24 protein-coding genes and 2 tRNA genes are annotated in these 25745 nt (G+C 66.0%); 10 read left to right on the forward strand and 16 right to left on the reverse strand.

The window, feature by feature from the left end:
* Nucleotides 1-4: 4 nt before the first annotated feature.
* Nucleotides 5-859, reverse strand: coding sequence for a phage holin family protein (locus AC5RUQ_RS10730; RefSeq protein WP_493947312.1), 855 nt, complete (start codon nt 857-859; stop codon nt 5-7).
* A 178-nt stretch (nt 860-1037) separates the two neighbouring features.
* Here AC5RUQ_RS10730 and AC5RUQ_RS10735 point away from each other — a divergent pair, with 178 nt between their 5' ends.
* From AC5RUQ_RS10735 to AC5RUQ_RS10745, 3 genes are all read left to right on the forward strand, one after another.
* Nucleotides 1038-2261, forward strand: a complete 1224-nt coding sequence (locus tag AC5RUQ_RS10735; RefSeq protein ID WP_493947313.1) for a multidrug effflux MFS transporter — start codon at nt 1038-1040, stop codon at nt 2259-2261.
* 4 nt (nt 2262-2265) lie between these two features.
* Entirely contained in the window at nt 2266-2457 is a 192-nt protein-coding gene (locus AC5RUQ_RS10740) for a hypothetical protein (protein WP_493947314.1), read from the forward strand.
* Between the two features lie 110 nt (nt 2458-2567).
* A complete protein-coding gene (locus AC5RUQ_RS10745) occupies nt 2568-2975 on the forward strand; it encodes a hypothetical protein (protein WP_493947315.1) in 408 nt (135 codons plus the stop codon).
* A gap of 49 nt (nt 2976-3024) precedes the next feature.
* Here the strand turns inward: AC5RUQ_RS10745 and AC5RUQ_RS10750 are convergent.
* From AC5RUQ_RS10750 to AC5RUQ_RS10775, 6 genes are all read right to left on the reverse strand, one after another.
* Nucleotides 3025-3100 (reverse strand) — tRNA-Asn (locus tag AC5RUQ_RS10750).
* Nucleotides 3101-3224: 124 nt separating this feature from the next.
* A tRNA-Asn gene (locus AC5RUQ_RS10755) sits at nt 3225-3297 on the reverse strand.
* 67 nt (nt 3298-3364) lie between these two features.
* Nucleotides 3365-5293: a DNA primase gene (dnaG, locus tag AC5RUQ_RS10760; RefSeq protein ID WP_493947316.1), complete on the reverse strand. Its 1929-nt coding sequence runs from the start codon at nt 5291-5293 to the stop codon at nt 3365-3367.
* Nucleotides 5294-5345: 52 nt separating this feature from the next.
* A complete protein-coding gene (locus AC5RUQ_RS10765; RefSeq protein WP_493947317.1) occupies nt 5346-6635 on the reverse strand; it encodes a deoxyguanosinetriphosphate triphosphohydrolase in 1290 nt (429 codons plus the stop codon).
* Nucleotides 6628-7806 (reverse strand): tRNA dihydrouridine synthase DusB, encoded by a 1179-nt coding sequence (dusB, locus tag AC5RUQ_RS10770; protein ID WP_493947318.1) that lies wholly within the window; start codon nt 7804-7806, stop codon nt 6628-6630. The genes AC5RUQ_RS10765 and dusB overlap by 8 nt, the downstream gene beginning before the upstream one ends.
* A 73-nt stretch (nt 7807-7879) precedes the next feature.
* Complete coding sequence (locus AC5RUQ_RS10775) at nt 7880-9346, reverse strand: YibE/F family protein (RefSeq protein WP_493947319.1); 1467 nt, start codon at nt 9344-9346, stop codon at nt 7880-7882.
* 189 nt (nt 9347-9535) lie between these two features.
* Here AC5RUQ_RS10775 and AC5RUQ_RS10780 point away from each other — a divergent pair, with 189 nt between their 5' ends.
* Together AC5RUQ_RS10780 and AC5RUQ_RS10785 are read left to right on the forward strand one after the other, a co-directional pair.
* The gene (locus AC5RUQ_RS10780; protein ID WP_493947697.1) at nt 9536-10246 is read left to right on the forward strand and encodes an alpha/beta hydrolase; all 711 of its coding nucleotides are present in this window, start codon (nt 9536-9538) and stop codon (nt 10244-10246) included.
* Nucleotides 10243-11043 carry a DUF1295 domain-containing protein gene (locus AC5RUQ_RS10785; protein ID WP_493947320.1) on the forward strand — a complete coding sequence of 267 codons (801 nt, stop codon included), beginning with the start codon at nt 10243-10245 and terminating at the stop codon, nt 11041-11043. The genes AC5RUQ_RS10780 and AC5RUQ_RS10785 overlap by 4 nt, the downstream gene beginning before the upstream one ends.
* Nucleotides 11044-11114: 71 nt before the next feature.
* On the opposite strand, the gene AC5RUQ_RS10790 is transcribed toward AC5RUQ_RS10785, so the two are convergent.
* The 3 genes from AC5RUQ_RS10790 to AC5RUQ_RS10800 all read right to left on the reverse strand — a co-directional run bounded on the left by AC5RUQ_RS10790 (nt 11115) and on the right by AC5RUQ_RS10800 (nt 14672).
* Nucleotides 11115-12149 carry a GNAT family N-acetyltransferase gene (locus AC5RUQ_RS10790; RefSeq protein WP_493947321.1) on the reverse strand — a complete coding sequence of 345 codons (1035 nt, stop codon included), beginning with the start codon at nt 12147-12149 and terminating at the stop codon, nt 11115-11117.
* Nucleotides 12150-12151: 2 nt separating this feature from the next.
* Nucleotides 12152-13537 (reverse strand): glycine--tRNA ligase, encoded by a 1386-nt coding sequence (locus AC5RUQ_RS10795; protein WP_493947322.1) that lies wholly within the window; start codon nt 13535-13537, stop codon nt 12152-12154.
* Nucleotides 13538-13682: 145 nt separating this feature from the next.
* Nucleotides 13683-14672, reverse strand: a complete 990-nt coding sequence (locus tag AC5RUQ_RS10800) for a DMT family transporter (RefSeq protein WP_493947323.1) — start codon at nt 14670-14672, stop codon at nt 13683-13685.
* 32 nt (nt 14673-14704) lie between these two features.
* On the opposite strand from AC5RUQ_RS10800, the gene AC5RUQ_RS10805 reads away from it, so the two are divergent.
* Entirely contained in the window at nt 14705-14938 is a 234-nt protein-coding gene (locus AC5RUQ_RS10805) for an RNA-binding S4 domain-containing protein (protein ID WP_493947324.1), read from the forward strand.
* Between the two features lie 29 nt (nt 14939-14967).
* Here AC5RUQ_RS10805 and AC5RUQ_RS10810 read toward each other — a convergent pair whose 3' ends face one another.
* Nucleotides 14968-15618: an alpha/beta hydrolase gene (locus AC5RUQ_RS10810; RefSeq protein ID WP_493947325.1), complete on the reverse strand. Its 651-nt coding sequence runs from the start codon at nt 15616-15618 to the stop codon at nt 14968-14970.
* A 77-nt stretch (nt 15619-15695) separates the two neighbouring features.
* Here AC5RUQ_RS10810 and AC5RUQ_RS10815 point away from each other — a divergent pair, with 77 nt between their 5' ends.
* The 3 genes from AC5RUQ_RS10815 (at nt 15696) to AC5RUQ_RS10825 (ending at nt 18348) form a co-directional block, all read left to right on the forward strand.
* Nucleotides 15696-16565: an SGNH/GDSL hydrolase family protein gene (locus AC5RUQ_RS10815; RefSeq protein WP_493947326.1), complete on the forward strand. Its 870-nt coding sequence runs from the start codon at nt 15696-15698 to the stop codon at nt 16563-16565.
* A gap of 90 nt (nt 16566-16655) precedes the next feature.
* Nucleotides 16656-17837 carry a winged helix DNA-binding domain-containing protein gene (locus AC5RUQ_RS10820; RefSeq protein WP_493947327.1) on the forward strand — a complete coding sequence of 394 codons (1182 nt, stop codon included), beginning with the start codon at nt 16656-16658 and terminating at the stop codon, nt 17835-17837.
* A gap of 13 nt (nt 17838-17850) precedes the next feature.
* Entirely contained in the window at nt 17851-18348 is a 498-nt protein-coding gene (locus AC5RUQ_RS10825; protein ID WP_493947328.1) for a hypothetical protein, read from the forward strand.
* Between the two features lie 20 nt (nt 18349-18368).
* Here AC5RUQ_RS10825 and AC5RUQ_RS10830 read toward each other — a convergent pair whose 3' ends face one another.
* Nucleotides 18369-19853 (reverse strand): CoA-acylating methylmalonate-semialdehyde dehydrogenase, encoded by a 1485-nt coding sequence (locus AC5RUQ_RS10830; protein ID WP_493947329.1) that lies wholly within the window; start codon nt 19851-19853, stop codon nt 18369-18371.
* A 13-nt stretch (nt 19854-19866) separates the two neighbouring features.
* Entirely contained in the window at nt 19867-20769 is a 903-nt protein-coding gene (gene mmsB / locus AC5RUQ_RS10835; RefSeq protein ID WP_493947330.1) for a 3-hydroxyisobutyrate dehydrogenase, read from the reverse strand.
* 138 nt (nt 20770-20907) lie between these two features.
* Between mmsB and AC5RUQ_RS10840 the strand changes: the two genes are divergently transcribed.
* Nucleotides 20908-21807, forward strand: coding sequence for a LysR family transcriptional regulator (locus tag AC5RUQ_RS10840; protein WP_493947331.1), 900 nt, complete (start codon nt 20908-20910; stop codon nt 21805-21807).
* A 25-nt stretch (nt 21808-21832) separates the two neighbouring features.
* Here AC5RUQ_RS10840 and AC5RUQ_RS10845 read toward each other — a convergent pair whose 3' ends face one another.
* From AC5RUQ_RS10845 to metX, 3 genes are all read right to left on the reverse strand, one after another.
* The gene (locus AC5RUQ_RS10845; protein WP_493947332.1) at nt 21833-22951 is read right to left on the reverse strand and encodes an alcohol dehydrogenase catalytic domain-containing protein; all 1119 of its coding nucleotides are present in this window, start codon (nt 22949-22951) and stop codon (nt 21833-21835) included.
* A 103-nt stretch (nt 22952-23054) separates the two neighbouring features.
* Nucleotides 23055-24437: an MFS transporter gene (locus AC5RUQ_RS10850; protein ID WP_493947333.1), complete on the reverse strand. Its 1383-nt coding sequence runs from the start codon at nt 24435-24437 to the stop codon at nt 23055-23057.
* A 180-nt stretch (nt 24438-24617) separates the two neighbouring features.
* The gene (gene metX, locus AC5RUQ_RS10855) at nt 24618-25733 is read right to left on the reverse strand and encodes a homoserine O-acetyltransferase MetX (protein WP_493947334.1); all 1116 of its coding nucleotides are present in this window, start codon (nt 25731-25733) and stop codon (nt 24618-24620) included.
* Nucleotides 25734-25745 lie beyond the last annotated feature (12 nt).

Here is a 25745-nt window from a genome sequence, read left to right on the forward strand (position 1 = left end):
GCTGCTAGTAGGTCCGAAGGAGCTTGCGGACCAGGACTACGAACACGGTACCGGCGGCCGCGAGGACAGCCAGTGGTTTCCACCGGCTGCCCAGGCCTCCTGAGGACTCCGACAGAGCTGCCAGCCGGTGCCCGGCAAGATCCTTGCCCCGGACCGCGAGAACCTGGCCCTGGCGGAGTTTGCCCTGAGCGGCAGCCAGCAGGAACTGCGCCTGGGTTTTGACGTCGAGCTCTTCGCCGAGGTCGTCGCGGACCTCGGTGAGGTGGTGGCGGCGCTGGTTCAGGCGGCGGGCGAGTTCCGGCTCGGATGCCTGCGGGAATTCCTGGTTGTGCTCCGCCGCCTTTGCTTCCTTTTCCGCCTTGGCTTTCGCGGCGGCCTCCGCCTTGGCCGCTTTGGCAGCTTTGGCTTCGGGGCTCTGCGGATCGAGGATTGCGGGGTTGAAGGCCGAACCCTCCTTCGCGATACCGATGTCGTGCTTAATGCCCCGGATGGTTTCCTCGGGCAGCAGGGGCATGGCCTTCTTGAACTTGCGCATGCCAATCAGTCCGCCGATGAGTGCTATCAGCAGGAATGCTGCGGATACCAGGAGGGCGGCCAGCCACGCGGGCATGATGGTGGCCAGGCCCATGATGGCGGCAACAATGAGTCCGACCACAAGGAAGAGGAGGAAGACCAGGGCCACGGCGAGGAAAGCTGCGGCAACCCCGACCTGGATGCCCTTGCGCTTGAGCTCTATTTTCGCGAAAGCGACTTCGTCGTTCAGCTGGCGGGGCGCCAACCGGAAAAGGAGTTTAAGCGTCCTGGGCAGCGCAGCGATACGCAATCCCTGGCTGGTCCGCCCGCTGTGACGTCCGCTCATCGGTTCCGCCTTACTGTTTCATGGTCGATTCGGCTTCCATGTGCTGCGGGACGTGCAGCTGCACAGTCCCCGGCACCAAAACTATCATTCAGGTTAAGGGCGAACCTCCGGGCTTACCGGACGGCGCGGCCTACAACGCTGCAGAATTCCTGCCTGCCCCGGCCTAGGATTGATATCCGTGACCATCCCCAGCAATCCGGGCGATCTGTTGAGCCGCCGACGGAAACTCCTGTACATCCTCCTTCTCGGCGCCCTGACGGCCTTGGGTCCGTTCACGATCGACCTCTACCTTCCTGCCTTTCCCGCGCTGGAAGCGAGCCTGGGCGTAACCGAGGCCCAGGTCCAGCTGACCTTGGCCGGGACCACCGTGGGCTTTGCCATTGGCCAGTTGGTGGTAGGCCCATTCAGCGACAAGTTCGGCCGCAGGAACCCGCTGATCCTGGCCACCGCCCTCCACATTGCAGCGTCGCTCGGCGCCGCCCTGTCCCCGGACATCACCACCTTGGGCATTTTCCGCGTCCTCATGGGCGTGGGCGCCGCCGGCGGAGGCGTCGTGGCCATGGCTATGGTGCGGGACCTATTTTCCGGCTATGCCTTGGTCAAGATGTTTTCCCGCATGTCCCTGGTCAGCGGGCTGGCACCGATCCTTGCCCCCGTCATCGGCTCACAGCTGCTCCTGGTGATGCCGTGGCCGGGGATCTTTGTGTTCCTCGCCGCCTACGGCACTTTGGTCATCGTGGCCGCCCTGTTCCTGGTGCGCGAGACGCTGCCGCCGGAAAAGCGCCAGCAGAGCGGATTGACGGCGCGCCAGCGCTACCGGATCCTCTTCAGCGACAGGATCTTTGTTGGGCTGCTCATGGTGGCTGGCCTGAATTTCGGCGGCCTGTTCACGTACCTTTCGGCATCACCCTTCCTGTTCCAGGACGTTTTCGGTTTTTCAGCCCAGGAGTACGGCCTGCTCTTCGGCATCAATTCACTGGGCATCGTTGCAGGCATCCAGACGAGCTCGCGCCTCATCCGGCGGGTACCGCCACAATGGATCGTGGCGGGCGCCACGGCCTGGATGTTCGTTATGGCCATGCTGATCGTGGTGTTCGACCAGCTGGGATTCGGGCTCTGGGGCGTGTTGGTGCCGCTGTGGTTCTACATCATGGGCACCGGCTTCATGTTCCCCTGCGTGCAGGTGCTGGCACTCGCCGGGCATTCCGCCCAGGCCGGCACTGCCGCCTCCCTGCTCGGTTTCTCAACCTTCATGATGGCCGGGCTCATCTCCCCTGTCGTTGGCTGGCTGGGCATCACCAGTGCCGCTCCCATGGGCGCCGTCCAGGGAGCCTGCATCCTGCTCGCCATCGCGGCCCTGTGGCTTGTGGTCCGGCCGCGCACCGTGCCATCGATCCACTGACGCCATGAAGCAGAGTGCAGGGCGCAAGCCGCACCGGAACCGCCGGGGACTTTTCCTGGGGGCGGTGCTGGGCACCGTCGCCGGTTATTTCGCGGGCCGTGCCCTGGGCAACCCGGCGATGGGAATTGTACTGGGCATGGTGGCGGGATCTGCCTTGCTGTACCGCGTCAACCCCGGGCCGTGGAACCGGCCCTGATTCCTCCCGCCCGGGCCGCCACGGCGCTTCCCGCACGGTGCTGCCCGCACGCCTGAGCCATGGCCCCGGCGTCTGCCGCTGTGGACCTGTCACGGGATAAAATGGTGTCCGTGCCCAGCTGGCAGGATCATCCGCCACGTCCGGCCACGTGGCAACGGTGCGATACCGGCATACTGCCACTGTGGTGGGACCGGTTGTGTGCCCAGAGCGGCGAGCAGTCCGCAGCCCTCTACGCGGCAGGACTCTTCACTGAGGACCGCCGCCGGCCCATCGCCCAGTGGTACAACCCCGCCTTCGCAGCGGCCCTGCTGGTGGCTCCTGAAACCTCCCCGGAATGGCCTGTGCAGCGCTTCGGCATCTTCTACGCGCCGCCGGACACCGGCTTCGTCCGCGTCCATTCCGCGCCCCATGAGTGGAACCCGCGCCAGCCGCGGAAGTCGCCCACCGAAAAGGAGGCGTTCCTCGCCGCGATCGCCGAGGCCGAGCGGTTCCTTCAGGTAGAAATGGACTTCGTCTAGGTAAAGAAAAATCCCCGTCCCTCCGGTGGAGGAACAGGGATTTTTCTGTTGGCTCCTCCTGCTGGACTTGAACCAGCAACCCTTCGATTAACAGTCGAATGCTCTGCCAATTGAGCTAAGGAGGAATGAAGCAGGTATGACATTAGCAAAGGATTCGCACCAAAGTGAAATCGGCGGTTTTGCGGGCAGATTTACGGTTTCGAGGGCAAAAAAATCCCCGTTCCGGAGGCCCGGAACGGGGATTGTGCGCTCCTCCTGCTGGACTTGAACCAGCAACCCTTCGATTAACAGTCGAATGCTCTGCCAATTGAGCTAAGGAGGAATGAAGCGGGTATTAGCCTAGCAAACACCCCTGCTGGAAGCGAAATCGGGAACAGCAGGGGTGCGGCCTAGGCATCAGAGCGCAGGGCACGGCGTTCCATTTCCAGCATCATGAGCTCTCGGTTGAGCCGCTGGTACGTTTCCGGATCTGCGGCCGGGTCCAGCCGTTGGAGCTGGCCCATCTTCTCGGCCTTGACCCGGGTGATCTGGAGCTCGAAAAGCCGCGACAGGATGTCCCGGCAGTATTTCTGCACTGCTTCCTCCGTGCTGGCAGGCAACGGCACCACGGCCAGTTCAGAGACCAGCGGCCGCAGCGGCTCGGGGACCTCGTGCATCACGTGCTCCACCCAGCGCACGGGGTCAGCGGTGAGGGCAGGGTCGGTGGCCCGCATGGCGTCATGGACCGCCTGGAAGGCCGGGGTAGCGAAACGGGCCGCGGCGAAGCGTTCCCAGATTCCGCCGGCAAGCAGAGCCGGCTCCTGCAGTGCAACCTCCAGCGCCTGCCGCTCCATGGAAGCCACCGGATCGCGCGGGTCCGGGCGGTGGAAGGACGGGACAGCGCCCGACGGCGGCCCGGCAGCTACCCCGGGGCCGCCCGGTTGGGCGGCGCCTGAGGGAGTCCGGGGACCGGGGGCGGGAGACCCGCCCTGGTCGCCACGCTTCGCTGCGTTCTTGACTTCTGCCGTGACCAGGCGCAGCACCTCGTTGGGGTCCGGCATTCCCAGCCAGCCCGTGAGCGCCTGGCAGTAGCCAGTGCGGGTGGAAGCGTCCCGGATGGCGGCGACCACCGGAACTGAAGCCTTCAGTCCCTGCACGCGGCCTTCCACGGTGTCCAGGTTGAACTGCTTCAGCGTGGTGCGGATGGCGAATTCAAAGAGCGGACGCCGGGACTGCACCAGCGCGTGTACTGCATCATCACCCTTGCTTTGGCGCAGGTCGCATGGATCGGCCCCCGAGGGCTCCACAGCCACAAATGTCTGCGCGGTGAAGCGCTGGTCCTCTTCAAAGGCGCGCAGGGCTGCCTTCTGGCCGGCGGCGTCGCCGTCGAAGGTGAAGATCACCTCTCCCCCGGTGCCGTCATCCGAAAGCAGCCTGCGGGCAATCCTGATGTGCTCGGTGCCGAACGCGGTGCCGCAGGTGGCCACCGCCGTCGGAATCCCCGCCAGGTGGCAGGCCATAACGTCCGTGTAGCCCTCCACCACCACCAGCTGCCGGTCCTTGGCGATGTTGCGCTTCGCGAGGTCAATCCCGTACAGCACCTGGGATTTCTTGTACAAGGTGGTCTCGGGCGTGTTCAGGTACTTGGGGCCCTGGTCGTCCTCGTAGAGCTTGCGGGCACCGAAACCAATGGTGTCCCCCGCGATGTCCCGGATGGGCCAGATCAGGCGGCCACGAAACCGGTCATAAATACCCCGGTTTCCTTCAGAAAACATGCCGGTGAGCTTCAGCTCGGCGTCCGTGAAGCCCCGGCCACGGAGGTGCTTGAGCAGCGCATCCCAGCCTTGCGGTGCGTAACCCACGCCGAACTGTTCAGCGGCAGCACGGTCGAACCCGCGGCCGTGCAGGAAGGTCCGGGCCTCCGCGGCGCCGGGTGTCAGAAGCTGCGCCTGGAAAAATTCGTCGGCGATTTTGTGGGCATCCAGCAGCCGCTGCCGCCGCCCCACTTCTTCCCGGCTGGGACCGGTCCCGCCGTCCTCGTACCGGAGCTCATAGCCAATCCGGGAAGCCAGTTTTTCCACGGCCTCCTGGAAGGAGCTGTGGTCCTGCTTCTGGACGAAGGCAATGACGTCGCCGTCCTCGCCGCAGCCGAAGCAGTGGTAGCGGCCCACCTGGGGCCGGACAGTAAAGGACGGCGAGCGCTCGTCATGGAACGGGCAGAGGCCCTTGAAGGTGCCCAGCCCGGCGCCCTTGAGCGTGACGTAGCCGTCAACTACTTCCTTGATGTCCGTGCGCTGGCGTACTTCGTCGATATCTTCACGTTTGATCAGCCCAGGCACAGAGCCATCCTAGCCCCGGGGTACGACGGCGACCGGCGCCCTGTTGCGCACCTCACCACAGCGACGGAAGGCTTCCCACCAGCCGTTCGTACATGGCCAGCGCCGAGCCGTCAGTGAGTGACGCCACCTGGTCGATCACTACGCGAAGGCGAGCGCCGTCGTCGGGCGCGTCCCGCCAGTCAGCAGCGAACATCGGCTCAAGGTGCCGGTCGCCGGTGGCGCTCAGCGCTGTGACCAGGGCGTGCAGTACTTCGCGCTGGCGTTCGTAGATGGGCTGGCGGTGCTCGGTGGTCATCACAAAGGTGGTGGCCAGGCCCTTCATGACGGCGATCTCCATAACGGTCTCGTCCGGCACCATGAGCTGGGCGTTGTACCGGGTGAGGTTCTCCGGACCGTAAACGGCACGGGTGGTTTCCAGGGCGCTCTGGCAGAACCGGCCGATCAACTGGCTGGTCATGTTCTTCAGGGCCGCCATGGACTTGCGGCTCCCGTCCGCTTCGCGCACCCACACGTCCGTGGCCTCCAGCCGCGCCAGGGCAGCATCGATGGCGGCGGGATCATTGTGCGGCAGGTACCACTGCTTGGCGTACCCCACTACCCGGGCACGGTGGTCCGGGTTATCCATCCAACGGAGCTGGAAGTGCCCGGCGACGATCGCGTCCTCGACGTCGTGGACCGAATAGGAAATGTCATCGGCGAGGTCCATCACCTGGGCCTCCAGGCAGGACCGGCGTTCGGGGGCACCTTCCCGGATCCAGTTGAAGATGGGCAGGTCGTCCTCATAGGCGCCGAACTTGCTGGTGCGCTGCCCGTGGATCACCGGGGCTTCCAGCGCGGACCAGGGGTACTTCGCTGCGGCGTCAAGGCTGGCCCTGGTGAGATTCAGCCCGGCCGGCTGATCGTCTGCCGTCAGCACCTTGGGTTCCAGGCGCGTCAGCAACCGGAGGGTCTGGGCGTTGCCTTCGAAGCCGCCGATGGCATGCGCCACCTCGTTCAAGGCGGATTCCCCGTTATGGCCGAACGGCGGGTGGCCCAGGTCGTGGCTCAGGCAGGCCGTGTCCACCACGTCCGGGTCGCAACCGAGGGCGCGGCCCAGCTCGCGGCCCACTTGGGCCACCTCGAGGCTGTGGGTGAGGCGCGTCCGAACGAAGTCGTCGGTGTCCGGCGCCACCACCTGTGTCTTGGCGCCCAGCCTGCGGAGGGCAGAAGAATGCAGCACCCGCGCGCGGTCACGCTCAAAGTCGGAACGGTAAACGCTTTTGGGCGGTTCCTCCACCCAGCGGGCAGAATCATGGCTGTCGTAGCCCGGCAGCACCGGTGCGCTGGTCCTGGTCTCAGCCACCGGAGACGTCCAGTTCCGCAGCGGAGATGTCCCTCGACTGGTCCGCGTTCAGCGCCCGGGATTCCAGCCAGTCCTTGGGCAGGGCCGGCTTCTTTGGCGATCCTGCGCGGCCGCGGGGACCTTCGGCGTCACCTCCCGGGTATGGCGAGTCGAGGTCAAGTTCGGCCAGGGTGTCCCGCAGCACCTGGAGGCTGGTCACCAGCGCCAGCCGGGTCCGCAGTTCGCCGCCCACCACGTAGCCCTTGAAGTACCAGGCGATGTGTTTGCGGATCTCGCGCAACGCCTTGCCCTCGTCGCCGAAGGTTTCCACCATGAGCTCGGCGTGGCGGTACACCCCCTCCGCCACCTGGCGCAGGTTTGGGCGGAAGCGCGTGTCGCTGCCTTCGAACGCGGCCTGCAGGTCGCCGAACAGCCAGGGCCGGCCCTGGCAGCCGCGGCCCACCACCACGCCGTCAACACCTGTTTCGCGCACCATCCGCACCGCGTCTTCGGCAGACCAGATGTCGCCGTTGCCGAGCACCGGAATGTCGGGCAGCGCCTCGCGAAGGCGCGCGATCGCGGACCAGTCGGCCTGTCCGGAGTAGAACTGCGCTGCCGTCCTGCCGTGGAGGGCGACGGCGGCAACGCCGGAATCGCGTGCGATCCGGCCGGCGTCGAGGTACGTGAGGTGGTCCTCGTCGATGCCCTTGCGCATCTTGATGGTCAGCGGGACATTGCCCTTGGAGGCTTCCTTGACGGCGGTCTGCACGATCGAGGTGAAGAGGTCAATCTTCCAGGGCAGGGCCGAGCCGCCGCCGCGCCGGGTCACCTTGGGAACGGGGCAGCCGAAGTTCAGGTCGATGTGGTCCGCCCGGTCTTCCTCCACCAGCATCCGCACGGCTTGGCCCACCGTCACCGGGTCCACACCGTACAGCTGGACGGAACGCACCTTCTCGTCGTCGTCGTGCGAAATAATCCGCAGGGATTCTGGCGTCCGCTCCACCAATGCGCGGGAGGTGACCATCTCCGCCACGTACATGCCGCCGCCGTATTCGCGGCAGAGCCTGCGAAAAGCCGAGTTGGTGATGCCGGCCATGGGCGCCAGGATCACCGGGGTGTCCACGGTGATGGGGCCCAGCTTCAGGGGCGGGAGTTCCAGCCTGGGTGCGGGAGTAGTTGCTGCAACAGTCACCTATCCATTGTTGCAAAGCCGGGCAAATCGGGAATCTCAGCAGTTCCGGCCCGTCCCCGGGCAGCCGGTGCCGTCAGTCGCGCTCCGCCGCCCTGCGGCCCCGCCTTGTCTGCAGGGCCGCCGCGGCGAGCGTCCCCGTATCGTTGACATCGTCCGGGTTGACGGCGGGATGTGCGGCGGCACTGCCCGAACGTACAGCACCGGCCGAACGTACAGCGCTGGCCGCACTGGCGCTGTCGTCTATTCCCGCTGCGTCTGTTCCTGCTGTGTCCGTTCCTGCTGTGTCTGTTCCGCTGGCCCCGGACCCCGGAAGCTCCCCTCCCCGTGAACCGGTCGCCTTAACTACCAGCACCGCAATCAGGGTGGTGACCGGGATCGCCAGGACCAGGCCGATGGAACCGACCAAGGTCCTGATGACCTCTTCCGACAGCTCCGCGCTGGTGAGTGTGTCAGCGAGCGGGCGGTCGTAGAGCATCACGATGATAAGGATCGGCAGGGCCGCGCCGGCGTAGGCGAAGGCGATGGTGTAGACAGTGGAGGCGATGTGGTCGCGCCCGATGCGCATTGCTGAGGTGAACAGCTTCCGGGCGCTGCTTCCGGGCGCCAGCTCGTACAGCTCCCAGACGGCGGAGGACTGCGTGATGGTCACATCGTTGAGCACACCGAGCCCGGAGATGATGAGCCCGCACAGGATCACGCCCGAGATGGAGATGTTGGCCGAGGTGTTCACCAGGGTGGTCGCTTCGTGGTTGCCCACCCCCGCGAGGTTTGCGGCGCCGGTGGCCCAGGCGGCCAGGAGCGCCGTGATCCCCAGCCCGAACATGGTGCCCAGGAGGGCGGTGGAGGTCCGGGCCGAGAAACCGTGGGCGAAGTACAGGACCCCGATCATAATCACCGTGGATCCCACCAGGGCAAGCAGCAGCGGCGGCTTCCCCTCCACCAGGCCGGGAAGCATAAAGCTGGCCAGCACGAAGTAGGCGCCCACGAGTCCGATCAGTGCCCGCAGGCCCCGCCAGCGGGCCACCGCGATGACCACCGCAGCATAGACAAGTGCGAGCAGGACTATGGGCAGGGTTCGGACGAAGTCAACAAAAATAAAGGCCGGCGAACCTTGGGACGCTGAAGCGCCCTGGGCGTTGGACAGGTTTAGGTAGCGGATCTGGTCGCCGGGCTTGACCCCGTGCGACTTCGCGACGTCCGGGTTGATGACCACCTTGACGGGGCTTCCGCCCTGATCCGGTTCCGTGAAAGCGAACGTGCAGTCTGATCCCTGCTGGGTTTGGCCCTGCTGGCTTTGGCTCTGTTCGGCCGGAGGCTGCTGGCCTTGCTGGGCCACACCCTGCATGCAGTTTTCGGTGACCACGCTTTGGATGGTGCCGGTGTCGAACGTGACACCGGGCGCAGCCGAGTACGGGTTGGCCAAGGAGACTCCCTCCTTGCTCCCGGAGGGCCACAGCATTGCCATGCCGGCCAGGGTCAGGAGGGTCAGTGGAATCAGCACCGCCGCGAGGATGCGGTTTGCCTTCCGGCGCGCGGCCATCGCCTGGGGTGTCGGCTCCGAATGACCTGTAGAAGCGTGGGAATGACCGGACCCCATCAGCAGTAGAACCTCATACGTTGAACTCTACGTCCGGCACCATAGGGTTGATAAATGGATCGCCAGAACCGGGAGGAACGTGGCATGGCCAACGGCAGCACCGAGGAGAATCACAGTTCTGACACAGCACGAATGCCCGCCGAAACGGCCCCCCAGGCCGTCCTCAGCGTGCTCCCGTCGTCCGGGCCCACCCTCGGGGTTGCCCTGGTGCTGCACGGCGGAAAATCGCACAGCCGCGAGCCGGTGGAGGCCCGCCACCTAAGCCCAGCCAGGATGGTCCCCTTCGCACGGCACCTGCACCGGGCCGGCAGAAAGCATGGCCTTGCGGTTTGGTCCTTGCGCAACAGCGTGCGCGGCTGGAACGGGGCTGACATGACGCCGCTGCAGGACGCGCGCTGGGCCTTGCAGCAGATCAGCAGCCAGCATCCCGGCGTTCCCGTGTTTCTGGTAGGCCATTCGATGGGCGGGCTGACCGCGGTCTGCGCTGCCGACCACCCGCGGGTGGAAGCAGTTGTGGCCCTGGCGCCTTGGCTCAGCCCCGGGACTCCGGTTTCTGCAGTGGCCGGGCGGAAGGTGCTGGTAGTCCACGGCACCATCGACAGGTGGACCAGCCCGTCGGCGTCGCTCGCGTTTTCCCGGCGCGCCGCTGGCGATGCTGAATCCATGCAGTACGTCGCACTGAAAGGCGCCGGGCATTTTATGTTCCGCAAGATCCGGCTGTGGCACACACTCTCCACCGGGTTTGTCCTGAAAGCCTTCGGTGAATCAACCGGGGCTGCGGTCCCACTGCCACGGGGGTTTGAGCAGCTGCTGCCGGCATCGTCGGTTCAGGTGACCCTGTGAGTCCTTTCCCTTGGGGGGACTTTACCGCGGCCCTGCCGTGGACTGCGCTGACCGTCGTCGCGGTCCTCACGGTAACGTACGCCGTGGCAGTCCGGCAGGGGCGGCACTCGGTGATGGACGTGGCCTGGGGTCCCGGATTCGTGGCGGTTGCCGCGGTGTCCTGGTTCCTTTCCGCCGGGGAAGGCGATGACGCCAGGGCCCTGCTGCTCCTGCTGCTGACCGCAGTGTGGGGGTTGAGGCTGGGCGCCCATATCGGCTGGCGCGCCCGCGACGGCCACGAGGACCCGCGATACCAGGCCTTGCTAAGCGCTGCTCCCGGCAGCAGGGATATATATGCGCTGCGGCGGGTCTACCTGCCGCAGGGGTTGGTGATGTTCTTCGTTTCCCTGCCGGTCCAGGTTGGTATGTTCGCCACGGGCGGTTTGGGCTGGCTTGCCGTCCTGGGCGTCCTGCTCTGGCTCACCGGGTTCTTTTTTGAAACGGTGGGCGACTGGCAACTGCAGCAGTTCAAACGGGACCCGCGCCGGCGCGGAACTGTCCTGGACACCGGCCTGTGGCGCCTGACCCGGCACCCCAACTACTTCGGCGACGCCGCCGTATGGACGGGCTTGTTCCTGATCGCCGCCGACTCATGGCCAGGAATCCTCACCGTCCTCTCACCTGCATTGATGGTCTGGACGTTGGCGGCGAAGACGGGCAAGCCGCTGGCGGAGCAGGCGATGTCCGGGCGGCCTGGGTACCGCGAGTATGTCGAGGCGACCAGCAGCTTCCTCCCCTGGCCGCCCAAGCGAAACTGACGCACGCAGGTGACCCGCAGCTACAGTCCCCGCGTACTGGAGACGTTAACTGCGGGTCACTTGGGCACTGCCTAGTCCGAGACGACCAGGGTTTCCGGTCCGGCGAGGCGGGCCTTGCCGCCTGCCAGCAGGGGTTCGACGGCGGCGCGGAGGGCCGTCATCGAATCGTCCAGTTCCAGCATCACCGGGTGCTGGTACGCAATCAGGGCGAGCATGTCCCGGACTGCCTCCGCGGCGTCGTCCGGGGCGAGGGCGGGCTCGTGGCCGACGAAGACGTCCGTGGGCGTTTCCGGCCCGGCATCCTCCTGGTTTGGTGCCGCGTCAGGGTTTGCCGGCGCCGCGTAGCTGACCGCAAAGGCACGGATCCGGCCCTTCTTGCTTGGGGTCACCCCGGCACCAAAAGCGGATTCCGGCCGGGCGCGCAGCACGATGGCGCCATGGGCACCGGTGAGGTCATCCAGGAACAGCCGCTGCACCTGGCCCACGGACAGTACGCCCGGGGAATCCCAGCCGTGGATCGCCGTGTAGTAGCGGCCCACAACGTCCGTGAGTTCCACGGAGCCGGTGGCCAGGTCCATCACGACGTCGGAGCCGGCATTTTCGTCGTTGGCAGGCCCGCCGCCGTCGTTATCCGCCGGGAACACCGGAAGCCGGAGGGCGCCCGGTTCAACTACCACCAGCCGGGAGCGCTGGATGGGCGAAAGGCCGAAGTGCTCGGCGAAGGCGGCACCCGGGGTGCCCGGCTCCACCTTCGCGCGGAGCCTGGACACGCCCGACGCCGACTGCCCGGCTTCCCGGCGCAGCATGGTCAGGAGCGTCGCGCCGATGCCGGAGCGCCGGTGGTCCCGCGCCACCTCGATGTAGGTCCAGAGCCGTTCCGGGTGCAGGGACGCCTCGTAGACGACGCCCGCCGCGACCGGGATTCCGACGCCGTCCACCACGTCCTCGGCCACGATGCAGCGCCGCCATGGCGTGCCGCTGCTCCCGTCCGATGAGAGCGCCAGCGCACCGCGGAACTGCCTGGCCTGGTACGTTTCGGGGTCGCCCCAGATCTCCAGGAGGGCCAGGTCGTCACCTTCGCGCCATTCGCGGTATTCGATGGCCACTGCTAGGCGCCGATCAGGCGTGCGGCCAGGTAGCCCTCCACCTTGTCCAGGGAAACGCGTTCCTGGCTCATGGTGTCCCGCTCGCGGATTGTCACGGCCTGGTCCTCAAGGGTGTCGAAGTCCACGGTGATGCAGAACGGGGTACCGATTTCGTCCTGGCGGCGGTAGCGGCGGCCAATGGCGCCGGCATCGTCGAAGTCGATGTTCCAGTTCTTTCGCAGCTGCGCGCCGAGGTCCTTGGCCTTCGGTGACAGGTCCTCGTTGCGGCTCAGCGGCAGCACGGCGGCCTTGACCGGGGCCAGGCGCGGATCCAGCTTCAGGACGGTGCGGACGTCCACGCCGCCCTTGGCGTTGGGGGCCTCGTCCTCGGTGTAAGCGTCCACCAGGAACGCCATGAAGGAGCGGGTAAGGCCGGCGGCGGGCTCAATGACGTAGGGGGTGTAGCGCTCGTTCGTGGCCTGGTTGAAGTAGCTCAGGTCCTGGCCGGAGGCCTTGGCGTGGGTGGAGAGGTCGAAGTCGGTGCGGTTGGCGATGCCTTCCAGCTCGCCCCATTCCGAACCCTGGAAGCCAAAGCGGTACTCGATGTCCGTGGTGCCCTTGGAGTAGTGGCTTAGCTTTTCCTGCGGGTGCTCGAAGAAGCGCAGGTTTTCCTCGCGGATACCCAGGCCGGTGTACCAGGACATGCGCTCCTTCATCCAGTACTGGTGCCATTCCTCATCGGTGCCGGGCTCGACGAAGAACTCCATTTCCATCTGCTCGAACTCGCGGGTGCGGAAAATGAAGTTGCCGGGCGTGATCTCGTTGCGGAAGGACTTGCCGATCTGGCCGATGCCGAACGGCGGCTTCTTGCGCGAGGTGGTGAGGACGTTGTTGAAGTTCACGAAGATGCCCTGGGCCGTTTCCGGGCGCAGGTAGTGCATGCCTTCCTCGCTGGCCACCGGGCCCAGGAAGGTCTTGAGGAGGCCGCTGAATTCCTGCGGCTCGGTCCATTCACCGCGGGTACCGCAGTTGGCGCAGGCGATGTCCTTCAGGCCGTTCTCGGCGGGGCGGCCCTTCTTTTCCTCGTACTCTTCCTCGAGGTGGTCCGCGCGGTAGCGCTTGTGGCAGGAAAGGCATTCCACCAGCGGGTCGGAGAAGACCTCAACGTGGCCGGAGGCTTCCCACACCTGGCGGGGCAGAATAACGGAGGAGTCAAGGCCCACCACGTCCTCGCGGCCGCGGACCATGGACTGCCACCACTGGCGCTTAATGTTTTCCTTCAGCTCGGCGCCGAGGGGCCCGTAGTCCCAGGCAGAGCGCGAACCTCCGTAGATCTCACCGGCCTGGAACACAAAGCCCCTCCGCTTGGAGAGGGAAATGACCTGGTCGAGAACGGATTTTGCTGCCATGGGGTAACTCCAATTTCTACAGGGCCGCTGGGTGCGGTCCGCGGTTTTCAGGCCCCGGGCAAGCCGGAGGCACATGACCGCTGGCTGCCGCGGGGGCGGATGAAGGAAAGATGCGAAAAAGCTGCGTGTCCTAGCCTACCGGTGCCTACCTGCGGAGCGCGCCCCGCGGCCAGGGCAGGGTTGCCAGGATGATGGCGGCCAGCGTCAGGATGGTGCCGAGCACTGTAGCCGGGGCAACCACGGTCCCCGGCGCCGGCAGGATCACGTCCAGGGCAAGCGAGCCGAGCAGCTGCCCGGCGATCATGCCCAGGCCCGTGACCAGGACGCCCAGGCTGCGGACCAGCAGCGCGCCCAGGCCGATGAACACACATCCCATCGGGCCGCCAACGTAGTACCACCACTCCCCCGGCAGCGGGTTGCCTGCGCCAACCACGGCCAGTTTGATAGCGTACGCCGTCCAGAGAACCACCGAACCGGCCACGAAATTGACCAGGGTGGCGGCGATCGGTGTGCCGTAGTGAACGGTGGCTGTTCCGTTCATGGCCTGCTGGAAGCTCATCAGGAACCCGGCAGCGACGGGGAGCAGGAGCGGAAGCAGCAGGTCCGCCGGCCCGCCGTCGGACCCTGTTCCGGGCCCGGCGCCCGCGGCGAACCGCGGGGACACGGCCCAGGCTACGGCGGCAATGGTGAGCAGGCAGCCGACGATCCGGATCCCGGTGACTGGCTTCCGGCCCGCCGGCCCAATCCCCAGCCGATCCACGAGCAGCCCGCTGACGGTCTGCCCGGTGACTGTGGCAACGGTGAAGAGGGCCACGCCGAGGATGCCCACCGTAAAGGACTGCGCAAAGACGAACAGCGCCCCAATGCCGCCGGCGAGGACGTAGATCCGGGGGAAGGCCCGGCTGCGGACGGCCGGCAGGATGCTGGCCAGGCCGGCGCGGCCGCGCGGCAGGAGCAGCGAGATCAGGATCATCACCACGAGCCCTGTGCTGAAGCTCACCACGGAAGCGGCGATGCCGTCGTTCAACCGGGCGCCCAGGGCACCGTTAATCCGGCCCTGCAGGGGAATAGCCAGGCCTGCGCCCACCGCCAGGGGAAGGCCTGCAAGCAGCGGCAGGCGATGGGTGGAGGTCACTGAATCCACCTTACGTCAGGCATTATTGCTTCATGAGCAACCGTGTTGAAGACATCCCCATCCGCGACAGCATGATCCGCCTTGGCCAGCTGCTCAAGCTCGCCAGCCTGGTGGAAGACGGCGTTGAGGCGGCGGACCTCATCAAGAACGGGCTCGTCAAGGTCAACGGGGAGATCGACGACCGCCGCGGCCGCCAGCTGCACAATGGCGATACCGTCACGGTCAACGGGCACACGGTCCGGGTGGTGGCACCCGAGGCAGGTTAACCTGCCGGCCCGCACCCGTCGTCGTCCGCTTACTTTTTGAGGACTTCGTGCGTGAGGAATTCACCTACGTGGCCGATCTCCTGCTGGTTGATCCCGTGCCACATGCCCGTGTACAGGACCTTGGTGAGTTTGACGTGCTTGCGGACCCAGCCCATTGTGTAATCGACCTTGTCCGGGGTGATCACTGGGTCCTGCTGGTCCCGGCCCCAGAACATGGGAATGGTGCCGTCCAGTTCGGAGTCCCTGAAGCTGGGGTCGTCGCCTGCGTCCACCACAAAGCCTGAGAGCCCGACGACGGCCGCGAAGTCGGTGGGCCGCTGCCGCAGGAGCGTAGTGGCCATGGCCATTCCCATTGAGAAGCCGAGCAGGGAAACCGAAGGATGCCCCACCTTGATGGTGTCGATCCAGTCCAGCACAAAGGACGACGCCGCCTTAACCCGCTCCAGCGAGTAGTCAATGGACGCCGTCAACGGGAACCAGGTGAACCCCGGGCCCATCGCGATGGGAGCCCGCAAAGAGGCGACGGCGAAGTCACCGGGCAGCAGGTCAGCCAGACTGAGCAGGTCCTGTTCGTTGGCGCCGTAGCCGTGCAGCAGTACCAGCAGCGGCTTGCCGTCGCGCTGGTCCTCCTGATGCGACCACAGAACAACAGGGGCAGGAAATACTTCGGCTTCAGTCATGGTTTCCATTGTTACAGCTACCGAAAGGTAACAACCTACGTTCGCGTAGCCAGTGAAGCGGAAGGCAGGATAGGACCGTGACTGACACAAGCGCCATTCAATCCCCCACTGCCCGCGCCGGATCCCACCCCTGGACCCGCTACGTGGCAATGGGCGATTCCTTTACGGAGGGCATTGGCGACCCCGAGCCCTCGCGCCCCGGCGGCTACCGCGGCTGGGCGGACCGGGTGGCGGAGGAACTGGGCCGTACGCAGCCCGACTTCGCCTACGCGAACCTGGCCGTGCGCGGCAGGTTGCTGCAGCAGATTGTGGACCAGCAGCTTGCCCCCTGCCTGTCGTTGAAGCCGGACCTCGTCACCCTCTCGGCCGGCGGCAATGACCTGCTGCGCCCGGGCGGCGACCCTGACGCCCTGGCTGAAAAGCTCGACTCGGTGGTGCAGATCCTGGCCATGGGCGGTGCAACGGTGGTCCTCTTCAACGGACCGGATACCGGCTCCTCGGTGCTGGGCAGGATCCGCAGCAAGGTGGCCATCTACAATGAAAACCTGCGTACCGTGGCTGCCCGGCATGATGCCGTTATCGCCGACATGTGGTCGCTGCGGCAACTCAGCGACCCGCAGATGTGGGACCGGGACCGGCTGCACTTCTCCCCCCTTGGCCACCATACGATCGCGGCCATGGTGCTGGACTCGCTGAACGTGGAGCACACGCTGGAGCCGCTGCAACCCAAACCGCTGCCGCCCCGCACCTGGCGCGAGGCGCGCTCCGGGGACCTGGTGTGGGCCCGCGAGTACTTTGTGCCGTGGGTACTGCGCAGGCTGCGCCACCAGTCCTCGGGGGACGGGATCACCGCAAAGCGTCCGACGCCGGGTCCCATCTTTGGGCCGGGCGTCCCGCTGGGATCCGGCGAGGGTCCGCTGGGGACTGCTGAGCCTGCCCGGCGCTAGCACCAGGCCATGATTTCCGGGCGATGCTTCCGGGCAGGCGGCGGGTCGCCTGGTGCGGGGCAGCCTGATGCTGGCAAGGACTAGCTGGCGATGAACATGGAACCGGACGCGGTAGTGCGGCACCGGCTTTCCTCCCAGCTGCTCCGGGAACCAGGTGCCCCCTCGCCGGAGGCCGCCCTGCGCAACCTGCTGGCCGTGCAGGCACAGGAATATCCCTACGCCAGGTGGAGCCTCGCCCAGCGTGTATCACGCAGTGTTGATCCGCCGGTGACAGCCGCGGACATCGAGAGCACAGTGGCCGATGGCCGGATCCTGCGCACTCATATCCTTCGCCCCACTTGGCATTTCGTCCACCGGGACGACCTCCGCTGGCTGTCAGCCCTCTCTGCTCCACGGCTCCACCAGGCCAACGCGGGGACGTACCGTCTCACCGGAATCGATGCAGCAACTGCCGCCCGGGCCGGGGAGGTGCTGGCCGGGGCTCTGGCGGGCGGCAACCACCTCACGCGCGAGCAACTCGCCGCAAAACTGCAGGACGCGGGGTTTCCGGCGAAAGGCCTGAGGCTTGCCTACCTGATCATGCACGCCGAAGTCAGCGGACTCCTGGTCAGCGGCACGCCGGTTCGGAGCCCCGGCGGTGCCCTGAAGCAGACTTATGCCCTCTTTAATGAGCGGGTTCCGGCCGGCAGGCAACCGGCGCCGACCCGCGAGGAGGCGCTGAGTGAACTGGCCTTCCGCTATTTCTCCAGCCGCGGCCCCGCCACCATCAGGGACTGCGCCGACTGGTCAAAGCTGACCATGGCGGACGTCCGAAAGGGACTACAGGTGGCCAGGGATGCACGGCTCAATGCGCTGACCGCCACCGTGATTGACGGCGTCGAGCATTACTCCGCTGCCGACCAGCCCGATCCGGGGACGCAGGCCGGCCGGGCTACCGTCCAGGGTCCACGGATAGACCTGGTCCAGTGCTACGACGAATACATCATGGGCTATTCCGCCACCCGGCATTACATGGGCGGCGGAGCTCCCGCATTTCCTTTCGAAGGACAACCGATGCACGTGGTGCTGCTGGACGGGCGGATGGCCGGCTCCTGGCGGCATACGCTGCTTCCCGGGCGGTGTGAGCTGGATATCCGGCTCTCCAAATCCGACGACCGGCCAGGTTCCCCGCTGGCAGCCGCAGTGCAGGAAGCAGTGGACCGGTACGGCGCATTCACGGGGCTCCCGGCCGTCCGCGTGAACTACGGGGCTAAGCTGGAAGGACACACATGAGAGGCACGGCACCGTGAGCAACTTGTTTTTCTGGATCATCATTTTGTCATTCCTGATCCCGATGGCCATGCGGATGTACCGGAAGTCTGTCGCCCGCAGGAACCACGAGCAAAGCTTTACCGGGCGCTACCCCGAGCAGTTCCCGGGCAGCGGCCAGTTCCCCGGTTCGGCCGGTCCGCAGAGCAAACAGCCCCGGGACGGTTACACCCAGCAGGACTATTTCAGCGGCGGATTCCGCGAACTCGACCGGCCCCAGCCGCTGCCGCCCATCCAGCCGGTTCCGCCCATGGACCAGCAGTTTCCGCCGTACGGGCAGCCCCAGCCGGAACAACCCCGGCAGGGGCAACCCCAGGCCCCGCAGCAGCCCGCGTCACCTGCCACTCCCCCGCCGCCGTCGGCCCCGCAGGGCTACCGCGCCCGCAAGCTCGCCGAACTGGATGAGAAGTACAGCAACGGGGAACTTTCCGTGGAGGAGTACATGACCCGCCGCGGCGAGATCATGAACGGCTGACCTGAGTCAGTCCACCTGCGTCAGTCCACCTGCGGAAAGCCCAGGTCGATGACGGACGTCGCGGGGTCCGGCCAGCGCGTGGTGACCACTTTGCCTCTGGTGTAGAACCGGATGCTGTCCGGCCCGTACATGTGTGTGTCGCCAAACAGGGAGTTCTTCCAGCCACCGAAGGAGAAAGTCCCCACCGGCACCGGGATGGGCACGTTGACGCCCACCATCCCTGCCTCCACGTCGAACTCAAATTGGCGGGCGGCGCCGCCGTCGCGGGTGAAGATGGCAACCCCGTTGCCGAACTCGTTGTCGTTGACCAGGCGGACCGCATCGCTGTAGGTATCCACCCGGACCACGGACAGGACGGGGCCAAAGATTTCGTCGTCGTACACCTTCATGCCCGGCTTAACGTGGTCCACCAGGCTGACTCCGATGAAGAACCCGCCTGAATCGAACTGCTGCGAGCGGCCATCAACAACCACCGTGGCGCCCTCGTTTTCGGCACCTGCCACGTAGGAGGCCACCCTCTCCCGGTGTTCGGCGGTGATCAGCGGGCCCATCTGTGATGCCGGGTCGGTGCCTGGGCCGATGGTCAGGGTAGCCATCCGGCTCTGGATGGCCGCCACGAGGTCGTCGGCGATGGCGCCGACGGCGACGAGAACGCTGACCGCCATGCAGCGCTCGCCTGCCGAGCCGTAGGCAGCCGAAATTGCGGCGTCGGCCGCCATGTCCAGGTCCGCGTCCGGCAGGACCACCATGTGGTTCTTGGCCCCGCCCAGGGCCTGGACCCGCTTGCCGTGGTCCGCAGCACGCTTGTAAATCGATTGCGCGATGGGCGTTGAGCCCACGAAGCTGACGGCTTTGACGTCCGGGTGTTCGAGCAGGACGTCCACCGCTTCTTTGTCGCCCTGCACCACGTTCAGCACACCGGCCGGCAGTCCCGCTTCGGCGAAGACTTCCGCGATGAACACGGCGGAGGATGGATCCTTTTCACTGGGTTTCAGGAGCACGGTGTTCCCGCATGCCAGGGCGCTGCCGATCATCCAGAGCGGCACCATGGCCGGGAAGTTGAACGGGGTGATGCAGGCCACGACGCCCACGGGCTGCCGGACGGAATGGACGTCCACGCCGCTGGAAACCTGCTCGGAGCGTTCCCCCTTGAGCATGTGGGACAGCCCCGTGGCGAACTCAATGTTCTCGAGCCCGCGGGAAATCTCCCCTTCGGCGTCGGAGAGTACTTTGCCGTGCTCACTGGTCAGGATGGCGGCCAGCTCGGACTTGCGCTGGGTCAGGATTTCGCGGACGCGGAAGAAGATATTGGTCCGTTTGGCCAGGCTCGTTGCCCGCCAGGCCGGCAGCGCAGCCGAGGCGGCGGCAATGGCTTCTTCCACCCGGGCAGCGGAAGCCAGTGCCACCTGCTTTTCCTGCTCTCCGGTAGCAGGGTTGTAGACGGGGCCGAAGCGCTCGGCATCGGCAACGCGACTGCCGTTGATGTAATGCGGAATGGTGTGCATGGAGGTCTCTCTTCTACTTTGCTGGATCCAGGGAACCGTCGGCGAGCTTGATGATCATGGAGCAGTCCTTGCCGGACTCGCCCGCATCGATGAGGCGCTGGTACAGCTGCTGAACGTGCTTGCCGATTTCGAGCGGCGTGCCGGTGTCCTCGGCAGCACTGATGGCCAGGCCGATGTCCTTGTTCGCCAGCTCAGCGGTAAACGTGGGCGCGAAGTCATTGTTGGATGCAGCGGTGGGGACCACGCCGGGAACGGGGTACCAGGTGCGCAGGGCCCAGCTGTCGCCGGATGAGACGGAGGCGATGTCCCAGAACACCTTCTTGTCCAGGCCCAGCCGGTCCGCCAGCACGGCGCCCTCGGCAGTGGAGGCCAGGTTGATCAGGAGCATCAGGTTGTTGCAGATTTTGGCTGCCTGGCCGGTGGTGGCTCCGCCGGTAGGGATGATGTTGGCTGCCATCGGCTCGATGTAGCGCGTGGCGTCGGCCACAGCATCCGCCTCACCCCCCACCATAAACGTGAGCGTTCCTGCCTTGGCACCGCTCATCCCGCCCGAGACAGGGGCGTCAACGAAGCGGAAGCCGGCGGCAGCAGCGGCGTCGTGCAATTCTCTGGCGGCGGCGATATCGATCGTGGAGGAATCGACCAGGAGTGTGCGCGCATCCGCATGCGCCAGCACCCCGTCCGTGCCCAGGTAGACAGCCTTGGCATGCTCGCCCTTGGGGAGCATGGTGAAGACGACGTCGGCGTCCGCCACTGCCTCGGCGATGCTCCCAACCGGCTTCACCCCGCCCGCCTCCGCAGCGGCGAGAGCAGCCGGGTTGAGGTCGAATCCCCGAACGTCGTGACCCGCCTTTGCGAGGTTTCCCGACATGGAACCCCCCATGTTTCCCAAACCAATCCAACCGACTACCGCCATGGCCTAAGCTCCTTTGCTATGCCTCCGGCGAGGGCAGCCGGAAGGTCTGTGTCCACCATCACACCCTGCTAGAGTGCAATCAAGGGGAAAAATTACAGATGGCATGTGCACTGATGCACACGAAGGAAAGGGCACCGAGTGGCGCGGCTTCCGAGTCCGGACGACTTGCTGATTTTGCTCACGGTGGCCCGCCTTGGGCGCTTCAACGCCGTCGCGGAAACGATGGGCACCACCCACACCACCATTTCCCGCCGGATCCTCGCCCTCGACAAGCAACTCGGCGGGCGCACCCTGGAGCGCAGCCCGCACGGCTGGGAACTGACGGAGCTGGGGGCTTCGGCCGTGGCCGCGGCGGAAACGATCGAAGAAACGCTGGGGTCGTTGGCTGCCGTTACGGGCCAGGACCGGGACGCTCTGTCCGGAATGGTGCGCCTCAGCACCTCCGACGGTTTCGGCGCCGAATTCGTTACCCCTGCACTGGTCCGCCTCCAGCAGCGGCACCCCATGCTGAATGTGGAGATGCTCAGTGCCACGCGCAAGGTCAGCCAGAACCGCTCGGGCGTGGACCTGGAAGTGGTGGTGGGCCGCACTGACGTGAGCAACGCGCAGGCCATCTTCCTGACCAACTACTTCCTCCGGCTCTACGCCAGCCCGGCCTACGCCGCCAAGCGGGGCCTGCCGGAAACGCCCGACGGCGTGGGACAGCACGGCTTCGTCTCTTACGTTGAGTCGGCACTCCAGGTTGCCGAACTGGGCCACCGGTCCTCGCAGCTGCCCATGCCGAAGTCCAGCTTCCAGGCGACGAGCATCTTTGCCCAGGTGGAGGCGGTGCGCCGCGGCGCGGGCATCGGTTTGCTTCCAAACTTTATGGTGGCGCGGAATCCGGAGTTCGTTCCGGTGCTCCCCGACGCCTTCCAGCGCCAGGTGCCCATCTGGGCCGTGGCCCGGCCCGAATCGCTGCGGTCCGCCCGGGTGCAGGCCGTGATCGCTGCGCTGAAGGAAGAAGTTGCCGAACGCCAGGACTTGCTGGCTGCCTAGATTTTGCCCGTCAGGTGCCGTTTCTTCAGGCTTGGAAGAGCCGTCTCACAACTTGCCCTGCGGCCAGCGCATCGAGGCCTTCGTTGATTTCATCAAGGGGCCGGGTGTCGGTGTGCAGCAGCTCAACGGGAAGCCTGCCCTCCCGCCAGTACCCAAGGTACAGGGGGATGTCGCGGCCCGGAACGGCGTCGCCCATATACGAGCCCAGCAGCCGTTTGCCCGCCCCGGCGAACTGGAGCGCGGGCACCGTCAGTTCCGCCGTCGGGTGCGGCAGCCCCACAGAGACCACGGCGCCGCCACGCGTCACGCGCTCGAGGCACGATGCGATGACCCGGGCTGACCCCACAGCTTCGATGGCGGTGTCCACGCCGTCACCGGAGGCCTCCTGGATCAGGCGGGGAGCCTCGTCCGGTGTCCCCACGGCGGTTGCCCCGCACTTCCGGGCGAGGCCGTGCTTGCCGGCGTTCGGATCGATGGCAATCACGGAGGAGGCACCAGCGAGCGCCGCGGCCATGACGGCCGAAAGCCCCACGGCGCCGAGTCCGAAGACAGCGACGGACTGGCCTTGCTGGACGGCCGCCGTGTTGAGGACAGCTCCCATCCCGGTGAGCACGGCGCAACCGAACATTGCCGCAACAGTGTCGGGGACGTCGTCGTCGATGACCACCACCGATTCCCTGGCCACCACCGCGTAATCGGCGAAGGCCGAAACCCCGAGATGGTGGTTAATCCGCTCCCCTGCGGGCGTCCGCAGCAGGGCCTCACCATGCAGCAGGTCCCCCGACCCGTTGACTTCCGCTGCGCGGTGGCAGAGAGCCGGACGGCCCGCCCGGCACGCCCGGCAGTCACCACAGCTGGGGACGAAGACGAGGACCACATGGTCCCCGGGGGAAACGTCCGTGACACCTTCACCCACCGCGGCAACCCGCCCAACAGCTTCATGTCCCAGTGCCATGGGAAGGGGCCTGACGCGGGAGCCGTCCACCACGGACAGGTCCGAGTGGCACAGGCTCGAGTAGGTGATGGTGATGCCCAACTCACCTGCGCGGGGTTCCGGCCGGTCAAGCTCCTCGACCCGAAGGGGATGCGCTTCGGTGTAGCTGGTGCCGGACGGGACGGTGGAGTAAAGGACGGCTGCTTTCATGGGAGATCCTGACTTCGTCGAAGGCGCTGACGCCCAACTGCCCGGGCCTGCGGGGTCGCGGGTCCGGGCAGTTGGTGCTTTTTGGCTCTGGTGGTGACAGTGACTATTTCTTGCCGGAAGCGAGCAAGTCCGCGGTGCCCTGGGCGTCGGCTGCGTCCACGTCGTGGAGCGAGATGCCGCGGGTCTCCTTGAGGAAGAACACGGCGATGGCGGTCACGATGCAGGCTCCCAGCAGGTACAGCGCCACCGGAGTGGAGGACTTGAAGCTATTGAGCAGCGAGGTGGCGATGATCGGTGCCAGTGAACCGGCGACGATGGAGGTCACCTGATAGCCCAGGGAAACGCCGGAGTACCGCATCCGGGTGGGGAACATCTCGGCCATGATGGACGGCTGGCCCGCGTACATCAGCGCGTGGAACAGCAGGCCGATGGTGATGGCGGCCAGGATGACGATGTCGTTGCCGGTGTCCATCATGGGAAAGGCGAAGAAGCCCCAGGTGCCGCCGAGGATGGCGCCTGCCATGTAGACCGGCCGCCGGCCGAACGCGTCCGACATCTTGCCGACGAGCGGGACGGCGCAGAAGTGGATGAAGTGCGCCACGAGCAGGAGCAGGAGGATGCGGGAGGTGTCGGTCTGGACGACGATCTTCAGGTAGGTGATGGAGAACGTCACCACCAGGTAGTACAGGATGTTCTCGGCAAAACGCAGGCCCATGGCGGTAAAGACGCCGCGCGGGTAGCGGCGGAAGACTTCGGCAACACCGTAGCCCTTCTTCTCCACCGTGACTTCCTTGCGGGCTTCAATGAAGATCGGCGCATCCTGGACTTTGGTGCGGATGTAGTAGCCAACGATCACGATGACGGCAGAGAGCCAGAAAGCGACGCGCCAGCCCCAGCCAAGGAATGCTTCCTGGGAAAGCGTGGCCGAAAGGGTGAACAACACGCCGGTGGCCAGGAGGTTGCCCATCGGTACCGCCGACTGTGGCCAGCTGGACCAGAACCCGCGGGACTTGTTGGGGCTGTGCTCGGCAACCAGCAGTACGGCGCCGCCCCATTCACCGCCGACGGCGAAGCCCTGCACGAAGCGCAGGAACACCAGGAGGGCCGGAGCCCAGTAGCCGATCTGGGCGAAGGTAGGCAGGCAGCCCATCAGGAAAGTGGCAACGCCCACCAGGATGATGCTCAGCTGCAGCAACTGCTTGCGGCCGAACTTGTCACCGAAGTGGCCAAAGACGATGCCGCCGATGGGGCGGGCCACGAAGCCTACGGCATAGGTAACGAAGGCGGCGATGATGCCGTCCAGTTCGGTCCCTGAATTGGGGAAGAACATTTTGCCGAACACCAGGGTGGCGGCGGAGGCATAGAGGAAAAACTCGTACCACTCAACAACGGTGCCGGCCATGGAGGCCGTAACGACTTTCTTCAGGCCTGAGGCCTTAACGTCGGTTTCCTCTGGCCGCCGTGCGGCGGAGCTTTCCGTACTCATTTATGAACTCCTTCGGCGTCGTCTTCGACACCACTGGGACAGGCTGTGGCGGATACAGGTGATTTTGGCCACGAACCACCGGGTCCCATTGAGTATGGTCTGCCTCCACGCCCAGCTCAACGGCGAATCATGCAGAGCCCATCTGCATTTATGCACATATTCTGGCTTTTGCTTGTGGCGTTATGCCGAAAGGTGTTGCCGGAGCTGCGATCCCAGCTGGCCGATCTCGGTGAGGAATCCGTCGTGCCCGATAGGCGCCTCGATGAGGTGGACGTCCACCTCTCCGGGAAGCGCCCGCGCCAGCTCCCGTGACTGGGAGGGAAAGTAGAGCCGGTCCGAGTCCACGGCGGCGACAAAAAAGCGCGCACTGACACTGGACAGGGTCTGGGCGAGCGACCCCCGTCCCCGGCAGATGTCGTGGCTCATCAGCGCCTCGGTGATCGCGATGTAGCTGTTGGCGTCGAAGCGCTGGACCAGTTTGGTGCCCTGATGATCCAGGTAGCTCTCCACCTGGTAGCGCCCGCGGGCTGCCAGCTGCTCGCCCTGAAGCGGCGATTCGGGCGCCTGCGGCGCGCGTCCGAACCGTCCGTCCAGCTCCACCGGGGAGCGGTAGGTGATGTGGGCGATGCGCCGGGCCAGGGCCAGGCCTTCCTCGGGAGCGGGTCCGTTGTAGTAGTCACCGCCGTTGAAGTTGGCGTCCTGCCGGATGGCGAGGGTCTGCGCCTGGGCAAAGGCGATCTGCTCGGCGGTACTTGCGGCGCCCACGGCAATCACAGCACAGCGCCGCACCCGCTCCGGATACGTGACAGCCCATTCCAGCGCCCGCGCCCCGCCCATTGAGCCGCCCAGCACGGCAAACCAGCTCTCGATCCCCAACTGGTCGGCCAGCCGGGCCTCCGCCACAGTGCTGTCCCGCAGGGTCACCAGCGGAAAACGCGAGCCCCAGGGCGTTCCGTCCGGAGCAAGCGACGACGGCCCCGTGGACCCATAGCAGCCGCCCACTATGTTGATGGACACCACGAAAAAACGGTTGGTGTCCACCGGCGCGCCCGGCCCGGCGAGTTGTTCCCACCAGCCGGGTTCTTCTGTGTCGCCGCGGGTTACGTGGGTGCTGCCGGTCAGAGCGTGTTCAATGAGGACGGCGTTGCTGCCGTCCTCATTGAGTGTGCCCCAGGTTTCGTAGGCCAGGGTGACGTCCGGCAGGTATCCGCCGGCTTCCAGCTTCAGTCCCCCGATGGAGGCATAGCGGACAATCCCGTGTTCGGGGACGGTAGTACGGGTGACGGTAACCGTCATGGCAAGACCTCT

The organism is Arthrobacter sp. MDT2-3, assembly GCF_059090465.1.

Coding starts and splice junctions, on each gene's coding strand:
- AC5RUQ_RS10730 (WP_493947312.1), bottom strand. CDS start 859: ATGAGCGGACGTCACAGCGGGCGGACCAGCCAGGGATTGCGTATCGCT.
- AC5RUQ_RS10740 (WP_493947314.1), top strand. CDS start 2,266: ATGAAGCAGAGTGCAGGGCGCAAGCCGCACCGGAACCGCCGGGGACTT.
- AC5RUQ_RS10775 (WP_493947319.1), bottom strand. CDS start 9,346: ATGGCCGCGCGCCGGAAGGCAAACCGCATCCTCGCGGCGGTGCTGATT.
- AC5RUQ_RS10780 (WP_493947697.1), top strand. CDS start 9,536: ATGCCCGCCGAAACGGCCCCCCAGGCCGTCCTCAGCGTGCTCCCGTCG.
- AC5RUQ_RS10795 (WP_493947322.1), bottom strand. CDS start 13,537: ATGGCAGCAAAATCCGTTCTCGACCAGGTCATTTCCCTCTCCAAGCGG.
- AC5RUQ_RS10805 (WP_493947324.1), top strand. CDS start 14,705: ATGAGCAACCGTGTTGAAGACATCCCCATCCGCGACAGCATGATCCGC.
- AC5RUQ_RS10810 (WP_493947325.1), bottom strand. CDS start 15,618: ATGACTGAAGCCGAAGTATTTCCTGCCCCTGTTGTTCTGTGGTCGCAT.
- AC5RUQ_RS10820 (WP_493947327.1), top strand. CDS start 16,656: ATGAACATGGAACCGGACGCGGTAGTGCGGCACCGGCTTTCCTCCCAG.
- AC5RUQ_RS10830 (WP_493947329.1), bottom strand. CDS start 19,853: ATGCACACCATTCCGCATTACATCAACGGCAGTCGCGTTGCCGATGCC.
- mmsB (WP_493947330.1), bottom strand. CDS start 20,769: ATGGCGGTAGTCGGTTGGATTGGTTTGGGAAACATGGGGGGTTCCATG.
- AC5RUQ_RS10845 (WP_493947332.1), bottom strand. CDS start 22,951: ATGAAAGCAGCCGTCCTTTACTCCACCGTCCCGTCCGGCACCAGCTAC.
- AC5RUQ_RS10850 (WP_493947333.1), bottom strand. CDS start 24,437: ATGAGTACGGAAAGCTCCGCCGCACGGCGGCCAGAGGAAACCGACGTT.
- metX (WP_493947334.1), bottom strand. CDS start 25,733: ATGACGGTTACCGTCACCCGTACTACCGTCCCCGAACACGGGATTGTC.